This window comes from Xanthomonas sp. CFBP 8151, assembly GCF_011761885.1.
In the GTDB taxonomy this organism is placed as follows: Bacteria; Pseudomonadota; Gammaproteobacteria; order Xanthomonadales; family Xanthomonadaceae; genus Xanthomonas; species Xanthomonas arboricola_B.
In genome coordinates, this window is record NZ_JAASQZ010000002.1 from 1,180,871 (window position 1) to 1,192,769 (window position 11,899).

Annotated in this window: 7 protein-coding genes; 1 reads left to right on the plus strand and 6 read right to left on the minus strand. The window is 65.7% G+C overall.

Annotated elements, in window-relative coordinates; all coding sequences use genetic code 11:
• Nucleotides 1-29: 29 nt before the first annotated feature.
• The 4 genes from pelA to FHT08_RS13090 form a co-directional block, all read right to left on the minus strand.
• Nucleotides 30-1,058 (minus strand): pectate lyase, encoded by a 1,029-nt coding sequence (gene pelA / locus FHT08_RS13075; RefSeq protein WP_102583074.1) that lies wholly within the window; start codon nucleotides 1,056-1,058, stop codon nucleotides 30-32.
• Complete coding sequence (locus FHT08_RS13080; RefSeq protein WP_166775309.1) at nucleotides 1,058-2,035, minus strand: pectinesterase family protein; 978 nt, start codon at nucleotides 2,033-2,035, stop codon at nucleotides 1,058-1,060. The genes pelA and FHT08_RS13080 overlap by 1 nt, the downstream gene beginning before the upstream one ends.
• Nucleotides 2,036-2,047: 12 nt before the next feature.
• Nucleotides 2,048-5,248, minus strand: a complete 3,201-nt coding sequence (locus FHT08_RS13085) for a TonB-dependent receptor (protein ID WP_166775310.1) — start codon at nucleotides 5,246-5,248, stop codon at nucleotides 2,048-2,050.
• Between the two features lie 245 nt (nucleotides 5,249-5,493).
• A complete protein-coding gene (locus tag FHT08_RS13090; RefSeq protein ID WP_104645567.1) occupies nucleotides 5,494-8,274 on the minus strand; it encodes a TonB-dependent receptor in 2,781 nt (926 codons plus the stop codon).
• Between the two features lie 285 nt (nucleotides 8,275-8,559).
• On the opposite strand from FHT08_RS13090, the gene FHT08_RS13095 reads away from it, so the two are divergent.
• Nucleotides 8,560-9,582 (plus strand): sugar kinase, encoded by a 1,023-nt coding sequence (locus tag FHT08_RS13095; RefSeq protein WP_104645566.1) that lies wholly within the window; start codon nucleotides 8,560-8,562, stop codon nucleotides 9,580-9,582.
• Between the two features lie 185 nt (nucleotides 9,583-9,767).
• Here FHT08_RS13095 and FHT08_RS13100 read toward each other — a convergent pair whose 3' ends face one another.
• Nucleotides 9,768-10,067, minus strand: coding sequence for a hypothetical protein (locus tag FHT08_RS13100; protein ID WP_047126437.1), 300 nt, complete (start codon nucleotides 10,065-10,067; stop codon nucleotides 9,768-9,770).
• A 402-nt stretch (nucleotides 10,068-10,469) separates the two neighbouring features.
• Nucleotides 10,470-11,678 carry an enoyl-ACP reductase FabV gene (fabV, locus tag FHT08_RS13105; RefSeq protein WP_166775311.1) on the minus strand — a complete coding sequence of 403 codons (1,209 nt, stop codon included), beginning with the start codon at nucleotides 11,676-11,678 and terminating at the stop codon, nucleotides 10,470-10,472.
• Nucleotides 11,679-11,899 lie beyond the last annotated feature (221 nt).

The window sequence follows — 11,899 nt, forward strand, 5'->3', positions numbered from 1 at the left end:
TGCGCTTGCACGCGGTGGCGACGACGCACTTACAGACCGTTGGCGGTGCGCCACTTGGGAATGTCGTCCTTCAACAGCTTGTCCGGCCAGGTGCCGTGCCAGGCATAACCGACGCGGCGCTCGTTGGGCACCTGCATGTACTCGGTCAAGGCCTTGCCGTCGCGGTTGGCGTAGAGCGGGCGTTGATTCTGCAGGTCGTAGAAGCGTGCCCATAGTGACGCACCCGGTTGCGCGATGAGGATCACGTCCTGGCCGGTTTCCTGGGTGGGGTCGTCGATCTTCTTGGTGGCCAGGTCGCGCATGCGGTGGGTGTCGAACCAGCGTGCAGCGGCCTCGACCGATGCCTTGATCTGCGCGGACGGGGTGGGCTGGCGCATCAGAAAGCGCACGATGCTGACCGACTCGCTGGAGGCCAGCGAGGCCAGCTCATACGCGCGTGCCTTGGCCGGCTTGAGCGTGACCTCGTCGTACTGCGCGCCCCAGATGGTGAGCGTGCCGCCGATCTTGACCTGGGTGGCGAGCACGCATTCCAGCCCCTTGGTCACCGCCTGGCGGGCGCGTGCACCGTGGCTGGCACGCAGCAGCGCGCCGGTGTCGCCCTTGCCCTCGCTGATGTCCTGCAGCAGGTTGAGCACGCGCACCATTGCATCGTCGTTGTAGGTGATCTGGTGATGGTAGGACGACAGGTCCGGGTAGAACTGCGGCCAGCCGCCGTTGGCGTATTGCGCGGTGAGCAGATAGTCCACGCCGCGCTTGGCGGCGGCCACGTACTTGGCGTTCTTCTCGGTCTTGTAGAGGGTGGAGAGGTAGCCGATCTCGTAGGTGGTGGCCTTGTTGTCGATGGTGGCGTCGTCCTTGCGCCCGGGTTGCTGCAGCTCGGCGATTTCCGCAGCGGTGAAGGTGCGGTTGTAGTCGACGGCGACGCCCTTGTACTGCTTGGACCAACCACCGGAGGCAGTCTGCAGCAACAGCATGTTGTCGGCGATCTTGTCGGCCAGTGCGGACAGCGGTGCCAGCAGCAGCGCGGTGGCGAGGGCGAAGGTGGTGAGCTTGCGCATCAGAACGGCCTCCAGGTGCCGAGGATGGTGTTGCGGTCCAGCGCGGCGGCCTGCGCAGCAGTGAGCTGGCGCGACCACTTCACGCGGCGCGACGGGTTGGCGCCGGCGCCGCTGCTCTGGTACTCGCTGTAGCGGGCGGTGGCCTCGTTGGCGGCGTTGCCCCAGTTGTTCCAGCCCTCGGGCAGGATGTGCGCGCCGAGCTGGCTGCCGATGAAGCTGACGCTGGCATACGGGCGCCACGGCCGGCCCAGGTGCACGCGCGACACGCCGCTGGCAGCGGTGACGCGCGCATTGCGAAACACGAAGCCGCGTGCGCTCTCCTGCGGGGTGGAGGCAGCGGTGAGATAGCCGTCGCCCAGCGAGTGCAGCTGCACATTCTCGAACAGCGCGGTGCCGGCGCCGAACACGAAGTCCACGGTGCCTTCGACATAGCAGTCGAGAAAGTAGGACAGCTTGGCGCCGCGCAGGTACAGCGTGTCCTGGTAGCCGACGAAACGCACGTTGCGGAACGCGGCGCGGTCGCCATCCACGCGCACCGCCACCGCCTGCCCGACCGGGCCGGCGTGATTGCCGAAGCTCAGTTGCTCGGCAGTGAAGTCGTTGCCGGCAATGATGACGCTGGACGAGCCGGACGTGCCGTACTCGGTGCCGGTGGCCGGATTGATGCGTGAGGCGTAGTTGTCGTAGGTGATGATGGTCTGGGTGGCGCCGGCACCGGTGAGCTTGAGCGCCGGTGCGTTGGACGGCACCGCGATCAGTTCCTGGTAGGTGCCGGCGCCGATGTTGATCTGCGCGCGCTTGCCTCCCTGCACGGCGGCATCGATGGCGGCCTGCACGGTGCGGTAGCCGGCACTGCCCTGCTTGGCCACGGTGTAGACCGGGTCTGCGGCGATGGCGGTCGTGCTGCCGAGCGACAGCCCGGCCAGCAAGGCGGTGGCAGCGAGAGTACGTAACACGATCCTGCGATGCGGTTGCATGCGTTGCTCCTGTCAGAACTTGTAGCGCGCGCCGATGTAGTACTGGCGCCCGGTGACGGTGTACTTGTCGGGCAGTTCCAGCGTGGAATCGACGTAGCGGCGGTCGGGGGTGTCGAGCAGGTTGATGGCCTCGAAGGTCAGCGACAGCTGGTCGTTGAGCTTGTAGGACATGTTGAAATCCACGTTTTCCACGCTGTATTTGCCGGTCACGTCGGCCGTGACCAGGCGCTTGCCATCCAGGTCGTAGACGTCTTCCTGGGCGAGGATGTTGTTGATGTAGCCATCGCGGTAGCTGGTGGACACGCGCGCACTGAAGCGGCCGTCGTCGTAATAGACGGTGGCGTTGTAGGACTGTGGCGAAAGGTTGAGCAGGTCGCGCTCGGTGGCGGTGGTGGTGATGCTGGTATTGCTGCTGCCGGCGGTACTGAACAGGTAATTGATCTTGGAATCGACCTGGGTGTAGTTGAGCTGCACGCCGAAGTTGCGCCAGAAGCCGGGCAGGAAATCGAACGCCTGCTGGTAGGTCAGCTCGAAGCCCTTGAGCGGGCCGCCGGGCGTGTTGAAGTAGCTCTGCACGTTGAAGATGGTGTCCGGCGTGAAGCCGGCCGGCAGCAGGTCCAGCGAGTAGCCCATCGCTTCCCAGGTGCTGAGCACGCGGGTGCGCTGCACGTAGCTGTCGATGTCCTTGTAGAACACCGCCGCCGACAGCAGCGAGCCCTCGCGGAAGTACCACTCGGCGCTGAGGTCGTAGTTGGTGGAGCGGAACGGGTCGAGCTTGGGGTTGCCCAGGTTGATCGAGAAAAAACGTCCGTCGTCGAAGTACTGGGTGGGGCCGCCGCTGACGCTGGGCGACAGGTATGCCAGCGTGGGGCGCGCCATGGTCTTGGCCGCGCCCAAGCGCAGCACCACCTCGTCGCTGACATCCCAGGACAGGTTCAACGAGGGCAGGATGTCGCGGTAGTGGTGGTTGACGGTGGTGGGCACCAGCAGGCGCTCGCCGGCCGCGGCGGTGGCGCTGGCCACGCCGAAGAACGACTGGCAGTTGGGCGAAATCGCACCGGCCGCGGTGGCCGTGCACGGCGCATAGCCGCTGGCGGCGATCTGCGTCTGCACATAGCGCACGCCCAGGTTGCCGCGCAGCGCGCGGCCCCACAGGTCGGTGTTGAAGTCCAGCTGCAGGTAGGTGCCCAGGCTCTTTTCGTTGACGGCGAAATTGTTGTTGGACGAGCCGAAGTGGCCGACATCGGCCAGCCGGTAGTCGCCGCCCGGCACGCCGGTGTCGCAATCGCAATTGATGTTGAGCAGGTCGGCGACTTTTTGGAAATCCGGGATCACCCAGGTGGTGGGGAAGCTGCCGTTCAAGCTGCGGCCGAAGCCGGCCAAATTAGTGCTCAGCTCATTCACACCCACACCGGCCGGCAGTGCCTGCGCCAGTCGCCCGTAGGAGATGTTGCGCGACTCCGACGTGTCCATGTCGTAGTTCTTGTAGGCCAGCCCGGTGCGGAAGGTGAAGGTGGGGCTGATGTTGAATTCCAGATCCACCTTGGCGGTGTCGAAGGTGTTGCCCACCGACTGCGGGTTGAGCCGCACCTCGCTGATGTTGGTGCCGCGCGCGGTGCCGTTGCTGTTGACCGGCACTGCGCCGTAGCCCAGCCACTGCCAGTTATTCGGGTTACCCGCGTCGAACGGGAAACTCATGCTGGGGTAGTCGCCGCCACCGCGCCGGTCCAGCACGAAGCCGTCCAGGTTGGTGTTGTCGAAACTCACCATCGAAAACTCGGGGCGTTCGTAGTCAGAGGTCGAGTGGCCGACCAATGCATTGACGCGCACCTGGTCGTTGAAGCGGTGCTGCAGGTCCAGGCTGAACTGCTTGAACTCGGTGGATTCTTCGATGTTGCTGGATTCGGTGCGGAAGTCGACGTTGTCGAACACGCCATAGGTGAGGCGGTTCTGGTCGTCCACCTGCGCTTCGCGCACCGCGATCTGGGTCTTGCCGCCGAAGTTGGCGGTGCGGTGCAGGTTGGCACCGACCGAGTCTTCGCGCTGGTCCTTGTCCAGCTTGGAATACAGCATGTCGAAGTTCAGCAGGGTGTCGTCGCTGACCTTGAACTGCAGCGCGCCGGTGACGCCCAGGCGCTTGATCTCGTGATCGGTGCGGATGTAGCGCGGGTAGCGCGGAATCCAGGCATTGGTGGCGGTTTCATAGGCCTGGATGTTCTCCGGCGTGTTGGCCGGGCGCGCAATGCCGGTGCCGCAGTTGGTGGCGCTGATGCCGTAGCTGCCCCAGCCGTTGTTGCGGTCCTGGTTGGCCTGCGAGCCGACCCCGGCAGGGGTTTCGTTGGCCAGCGGGTTGCGCGGGGTCTGCGGGTTGTAGCCCACCGGCGAACAGAAGCCGTAGGTACCGTTGTTGGTGGCGGTGCTCTGGTTGGAGTTGCGGTAGTTGCCGTGCTCCCAGCGCACCGGGTTGTAGCCTTCCTCGCGCAGATGGCGCTCGCTGTAGGACACCGACATCAGCGCGCCGACGCGGCCATCGGCCCAGATGTTGCTGATCAGACCGGAAAAGCGCGGGTCTTTTTCCCGCGAGAGATCGTTGTAGCCGTATTGCGTGGACGCGGCCGCTTCGAAGCCGTCGAAGTCGAACGGGCGCGAGCCGCGTAGGTCGACCGTGGCACCCAATGAGCCTTCGTCCATCTGCGCCGACTGGGTCTTGCTGATGGTGACGCGGCTGAAGAGTTCGGAGGCAAAGGTATTGAAGTCGAAACCGCGGCTGCGGTTGACGCCATCGCTGCCGCTGCCGGCGGTAGCCAGCGCTTCCAGCCCGTTGATGCGCACGCGGGTGAAATCCGAACCCAGGCCGCGCACGGAGATCTGCTTGCCCTCGCCGCCCTCGCGGTCGATGGAGACGCCGGCGATGCGCTGCATCGATTCGGCCAGGTTCAGATCGGGAAACTTGCCGATGTCTTCGGCATAGATGGCATCCACCTGCTCCACGCTGTAGCGCTTGGCGTCCAGCGATTGCTGCAGGCTTTCGCGGTAGGTGGCCTTGACCTGCACGCGGTCCAGGTCGACCGCATCGGTGGGTGTGGCCGGCGGGCCGACGGTTTGCGCGGCAGCGCTCACACCGTGCAAGGCCAGGACGATGGCTACCGACAAACGTGCGGCGGACAGGCGGACGCCTGCCTCGGCGGCGGGACGACGCAAACGGGCTTGCATGATGCACTCACTCCAATGGCACTGGCTGCAATGACGCGCTCAGCCTCCCCACGGGCCACCGGCGTCGAGATGAGCGACCGGCAGCACCGCTGCGCAGTCGTCAGGCGACTGTCCGCTGCGTGGTGCCTGACGCTTCCAACATCACGCCCACCGCGTTGCATGCGTGCGGCAACGGCAACGCATGCGCAGCGATCAGGCGTCGGATCGGGGCCCGCTGCGCGTGTGCGCAGCGGGCAGACAGCGGGTCAGAACTTGTAGCGCAGGCCCAGCAGGTACTGGCGGCCGGTTTCGGCGTACTGCAGCGGCAGCTGGCCGGTACGCGGCGAGGACACCCATTCGTCGGAGGCTTCGTTGGTGAGGTTGATGCCTTCCAGGCTCAGCTCCAGCTGCTTGCTGATCTTGTAGCGCAGCGAGGCGTCGAGGATGGTGGTGCCAGTCATCCCGTGCACGCCGTCGACGTTGAAGCCGGTTTCCGCACCCGGTGCCTGGGTGAGGTAGTCGTCGCGGTTGGTGGCCGACACGCGCCCGGCGAAGGAGTCGCCTTCGTAGAACAGCGTGGCATTCCACGACGAGCGCGACAGCCCGAGCAGGTCGTTCTTCATCACCGGTGCGCCGCTGCTGGCCAGGTACTGGATCTGCGAATCGACCCAGGTGTAGTTGAGCTGCACGCCCAGGTTGGCCCACTTGCCCGGCAGGAAGGTGAAGGGCTGGGTGTAGTTGGCTTCCACGCCCTTCAATTCGCCGCCCGGGGTATTGAGCGGGATGCTGAAGGCGAAGTCGTCGTTGACGGTGGCGCCGGTGCCCTCCAGCAACGAGGCCGGCAGGCCGCTGCTGGAGTACGGACGCACTTCGCGCGCGGTCTGGATGAAGCTCTCGATGTCCTTGTAGAACAGGCCGACACCGAGCATGGCGCCTTCGTCGAAGTACCACTCCAGGCCGAGGTCGACATTGGTGGCTTCGATCGGATTCAGATCCGGGTTGCCGCCGGCCACGGTGCGCGCGCCGCCGGCCACCGCCACGGTCACGCCGGGGGTGAGGCTGCCCAGGCCCGGGCGGCTCATCACCTTGGCCGCACCCAGGCGCAGCAGCAGGTCCGGTGCCAGCTCGGCGACCAGGTTGAACGAGGGCAGCGTGTTGTCGTACTTGCGGCCCACCGTGGTCAGCGCTGGTGCGTTGTTGATCAGCGCATAGCCGGTGGATTCCTGCTCGGTCTCCACGTAGCGCACGCCGAAGTTGCCCGACAGCGGGATGGAACCCAGGTCGGTGGAGAACTCGCCCATCAACCAGACGCCGCGGTCCTTTTCCTCGACGCTGCGGCTGTTGTTGACGCGCGGTGCCACGGCGAAGGTGCCGCTGTTGCTGTAGATGCCGAACAGGTCGGCCACCGCATCCAGGTTGGGCACCACCCAGCTGGACGGGCTGCCGTTGATGCCCTTGAGCCCGGCCTGTTCGGTCAGGTCGGCCGGCACGATGGTGCTGCCGTTGGCGAAGGTTGGCACGGCCAGTTCGTTGGCGCGGCGCAGCTCGACGGTGCTGAAGCTGTAGTTCTTGGCCAGCACGCCGCCCTTGAGGCGGAAGCCGGGGCTGATGTTCCAGTTGAAGTCGATCTGGCCGGTGTCGAAGTCGTTGTCCACCGACTGCGGACGCAGGCGGATTTCGGCCAGCTCCCAACCGGCGGGGTTGGTCGGGTCGATGCCGTAGTTCAGCACCGGCGCGCGGCTGTTGCCACGGTAGTCGTAGCTGTAGCCGTCGACGTCGTACTTGTCCATGATGATGGTGGTCTGCACCGGGTTCTCGTGCGCAGAGCGCGAGGTGCCGACCCGGGCATTGATGCTGAAGTCGTCGTTGAAGCGATGCTCCAGGTCCAGGCTGACCTGGGTGAACTTGGTGTTCCACTCGTCGTGGCGGTTTTCCGAGCGGATATCGACATTGTCGAACTCGCCATAGACCAGCGCGTTGTTGCGGATCTCGCCGTTGCGCACGATGGTGCCCGGCTTGCCGTCGCGCTCCGGCCGGCGCGGGGTGAGCCCGTCGCGGTTGCGGCTGAAGGAGATCGCTTCGATGTAGTGCTCGTCGCGCTTGGCGTCGATCTTGGAATACAGCGCGTCCAGCGACAGCGTGGTGCGGTCGGTGGGCTTCCACTGCAGCGAGCCGGTGACGCCCAGGCGCTGCTGGTCGTGGATCTGCTGGGTGTAGCGCGGGAAGCGCGGGTGGTAGACATCGGCCGAGCGCGCTGCGGCGTACGGCGAGGCGGCGCTGAAGTTGCCGTTGCTGGGGCCGTTGGCCCAGCGGCCGGTGTTGGCGCCTTCTTCCAGCACCTCGCGCTCGGTGTAGGCCACCGACAGCAGGGCACCGAAGGTGTTGTCGGCCCAGGTGTTGGCGATCAACGCGGCCACGCGCGGGTTGGCCTTCTCGGCCATGGCGTTGTAGGCGGCCTGGCCGCTGGCGGCGAAGGTGAAGCCGTTGTAGTCGAACGGGCGCGCGGTGCGCAGGTCGACGGTGGCGCCGAGCGAGCCTTCTTCCACATCGGCCGAGGCGGTCTTGCGCGCGATCAGCTGCGAGAACAGGTCCGAGGCGAACACGTTGAAGTCGAAGCCGCGGCCGCGGTTGGTGCCGCCGCTCTGGTCGCCGGCACCCACGGTGGTGAGCGCTTCCATGCCGTTGATGCGCACGCGGGTGAACTCCGGGCCCAGGCCGCGCACCGAGATGGCGCGGCCTTCGCCGGCCTCACGGGTGATCACCACGCCGGGGATGCGCTGCAGCGACTCGGCCAGGTTGAGGTCGGGGAACTTGCCGATGTCCTCGGCGACAATCGCATCGACCACGCCGGCTTCGCCGCGCTTGATGTCCAGGGCCTTTTCCACCGAGGCGCGATAGCCGGTCACCGTGACGGTGTCCAGGTCGACGGCCGGTTCTGCAGGCGCTTGGGTGGTTTCTTGTGCTGCCAGATGGCCGCTCAGCGCAAGGCCGATCGACAACGCCAGCAAGGTAACCGGTGTCTTCCGGCGGGTGGTCCGAAATTGCATGTACTCCCCTCCCAAGGGTCCATGAACAACATGAAAGTCTGGTTGTGAGCGGTAATGACACCGCTAGTCAAAAAGACGTTACCAGCTGAATCCTCCCGTAACATCTTGCAGCGCAGCAGAAAACGTCACCAAATTTGCCCAAAAGGGGTGCAAGCGGTCACTGCGCGTCGCATCATGGGCCTCGCCCGGCGCGTTAGGCGCCGGCTAGAATGACACCGATGGTCATCCTGACGCGCAGCGGTTCCCCCACACCGTGACGCACCACACAGCCGAGGTAATTGCCGCATGAGTCGTGCCCGTATCCTGTGCTTTGGAGAGTTGTTGCTGCGCCTGGGGGCGCCTGGTCATGAGCTGCTACTGCAGCAGCCGCGGCTGGACGTGCATTGCGGCGGGGCCGAGGCCAATGTCGGCGTGTCGCTGGCGCATTTCGGCCATGCCGTGGCCATGGTCAGCACGGTGGCCGACAACCCGCTGGGAGCGGCGGTGCTGGGCGAGTTGCGCCGCCACGACGTGGACACACGGCATGTGCGGCGGGTGGACGGGCGCATGGGGCTGTACTTCCTGACCACCGGCGCGCTCCACCGCCCCAGCGAAGTGGTCTACGACCGCGCCGACTCGGCGTTTGCGCTGGCTCCGGCCGACGCCTACGACTGGCCGGCCCTGCTGGACGGCGTGCAGTGGCTGCATCTGTCCGGGGTCAGCCCGGCACTGGGTGCGGACGTGGCGCAGGCCACGCTGGCGGCGGCACGCGCGGCGCGTGCGGCCGGGGTCAAGGTCTCGTTCGACGGCAATTACCGGCCCAAGCTATGGCAACGCTGGCAGGGCGATGCGCGCGGCATCCTGCACCAGCTGTTCGCCTGTGCGGACGTGGTGTTTGCCGACTACCGCGACATCGGCGTGGTGCTGGGCGGCGAGTTCCCGCAGGACACGCTGGAAGCGCGTGTGGAAGCGGCCGCGCAGCAGGCCTTTGCCGCATTCCCGCAGCTGCAGCTGATGGCCTGCACGCAGCGCGTGGCGCACAACGTGGACCACCACAGCCTGGGCGCGCTGCTGGTGCCGCGCAGTGGCGCGGTGGCGCGCGCGCCCAGCGAGGAACTGAGCCCGATCATCGACCGCATCGGCGGCGGCGACGCGTTCGCCGCCGGCGTGCTGCACGGCCTGATCGAAGGCTGGCCGTTGGAGGACACGGTGCGCTTCGGCCTGGCGGCAGGCTGCCTGAAGCACTCGATTCCCGGCGATTTCAATCCGCTGTCGGTGGCCGATGTGCAGGCCTGCGTGGGGGATGCGCGGTTCGATGTGAGGCGGTAAATCGGGAGTGGGGAATCGGGAATCGTAAGAGCTGAAAGCGCTGGCGCTTCAGTCTTCTGGTGGCCTATCTGGTTGAGACGCTGCAGCGTATGAAGCGCGCTGCGGCGCGAACTGACCAGCAGCGGCCAATAAAACTACTGGGTGGGCCATCAGGCCGCCCGCTGTATCTGTTACCCCGCTCCACTTCAGATCGCCGCCTTACGCCTACCGCGTGCGCGGCGCTTGTTCGCGACCCATGCCATGACGGCGCTCATCAACACCACGCACACCGAGGCCGGGACGCTGAAAAACGAGGCAATCAGCAGCGCATCCTGCCAAAGAGGCGCCGAGCCGTCCTGCATCACTGCAGCGCAAACGACCGCGGTTGTGATCGCAAAATTGGCGGTGGCTTTCAGCGCAAAGTGCACTCGCATAAAGCGCAACAGCACGGCGCACACGGCGCTGACGAGAAATGCCAGTAAGAAATGAGCGATCAGTTTGTCCATCGGGTGCCGGCATCAGGGGTGATCGTTCGGGATTGGTGGCGGTGTCGTTGAAGCAAAGGTACGTGTCTCCGGGGGCGGTGAGCGACACGTGGACTGATCCCTTCTCCCCTCGGGAGAAGGTGCACGAAGGGCGGATGAGGGTACGGCGCCTCCACGTCGCGCCATCCACCACATTGGCAATGAAGGCGTTACCGAGCTCGTCGAACCAGTCACCGGGAGCCACGACGCAACAATGCAGCAGCGCGCCGTCTCAACGCGTGCCCCGCTGCAGGGCCACGCAACACCACCACGGCCCCTATTAAGACGGCCGGCATGATCTGCCGGCCGTTTTCAAACTCATCGGGCTGGGAACTCCAAGCGCGGAGAAACCGCTCTTGCGATTCTCCATTCCCGATTCCCGATTCACCCCAACTCGATGCAGTCGAACTTCACGTCCGTCGCTACATCGGCGTCGTAGTCCACATCGTCGCGCTCGAAGCCGAACAGCTTGAGGAACTCGTGCTTGTAGCCGGCGTAGTCGGTGAGCTGGAACAGGTTCTCGGTGGTGACCTGCGGCCAGAGCGCCTTGCAGGCGTCCTGCACGTCGTCGCGCAATTCCCAGTCGTCCAGGCGCAGGCGGTTTTCGGCGTCCACCTCGGCGGGCTGGCCGTCTTCGCGGTACAGGCGCTCGCGGAACAGGCGGTCGAGCTGCTCGATGGTGCCTTCGTGCAGGCCCTTTTCCTTCATGATCTTGTAGACCATGGAGATATACAGCGGCATCACCGGGATTGCCGCGCTGGCCTGGGTGACCACCGACTTGAGCACCGCCACGTTGGCGCTGCCGCCGCGCTTGGCCAGGCGCGCGTGCAACCGCTGCGCGGTGTGGTCCAGGTCGACCTTGGCCTTGCCCAGCGCACCATGCCAGTAGATCGGCCAGGTGATCTCGGTACCGATATAGCTGAAGGCCACCGAGCGCGCGCCGTCGGCGAGCACGCCGACGCCTTCCAGCGCGTCGATCCACAGCTCCCAGTCCTGCCCGCCCATCACAGTGACGGTGTCTTCGATCTCCTGCGCGCTGGCCGGCTCGATCGAGGCCTGGATGATGGTGTCCTTGTTGGTGTCGATGGCGGTGGCGGTATAGGTGTTGCCGATCGGCTTGAGCGCCGAGCGTTTCACTTCGCCGGTGGCCGGCAGCTTGCGCACCGGCGAGGCCAGCGAATACACCACCAGGTCGACCTGGCCGCCCATCTCGGTCTTGATCAGCTCGATGACCTGGGCACGCGCGGCATCGGAAAACGCATCGCCATTGATCGACTTGCTGTACAGGCCCGCGGCCTTGGCGTGCTTGTCGAACGCGGCCGAGTTGTACCAGCCGGCAGTGCCGGCCTTGCTGGGGCTGCCGGGTTTTTCGAAGAACACGCCCAGCGTGTCGGCACCGAAGCCGAACGCGGCAGTGATACGCGAGGCCAGGCCGTAGCCGCTGGATGCGCCGATCACCAGCACCTTCTTCGGGCCGTCATTGCGCACGCCGCGCGCGCGCGCGGCAGCGATCTGCTCGAGCACATTGCGCTCGCAGCCAAGCGGATGCGTGGTGGTGCAGATGAAGCCGCGCACTTTGGGATGGATGATCAACGTGAACTCCTGGTCAGCAAGATGCTGGCGGCATCTTAATCGCTGGCCTGCTGGCGAAACAGCCTGAGGCGCACCACACGCCGCTGTATGGGGATGCGTGAAGCCCGCTTGCAGCGCCTGGCATGCCGCGTGGCCGGGCCTGCATCTTCCACGCACGGGCGCGAACGAACGGCGATCACCATCGATTTCCTGCGCCAGCGGCTGTGCTACTTTTGCGCCTG

What these genes read in the sequence shown, in the direction of transcription:
- pelA (WP_102583074.1), bottom strand. Translation starts at nt 1,058, where the DNA reads ATGCGCAAGCTCACCACCTTCGCCCTCGCCACCGCGCTGCTGCTGGCA.
- FHT08_RS13080 (WP_166775309.1), bottom strand. Translation starts at nt 2,035, where the DNA reads ATGCAACCGCATCGCAGGATCGTGTTACGTACTCTCGCTGCCACCGCC.
- FHT08_RS13090 (WP_104645567.1), bottom strand. Translation starts at nt 8,274, where the DNA reads ATGCAATTTCGGACCACCCGCCGGAAGACACCGGTTACCTTGCTGGCG.
- FHT08_RS13095 (WP_104645566.1), top strand. Translation starts at nt 8,560, where the DNA reads ATGAGTCGTGCCCGTATCCTGTGCTTTGGAGAGTTGTTGCTGCGCCTG.
- FHT08_RS13100 (WP_047126437.1), bottom strand. Translation starts at nt 10,067, where the DNA reads ATGGACAAACTGATCGCTCATTTCTTACTGGCATTTCTCGTCAGCGCC.
- FHT08_RS13085 (WP_166775310.1), bottom strand. Translation starts at nt 5,248, where the DNA reads ATGCAAGCCCGTTTGCGTCGTCCCGCCGCCGAGGCAGGCGTCCGCCTG.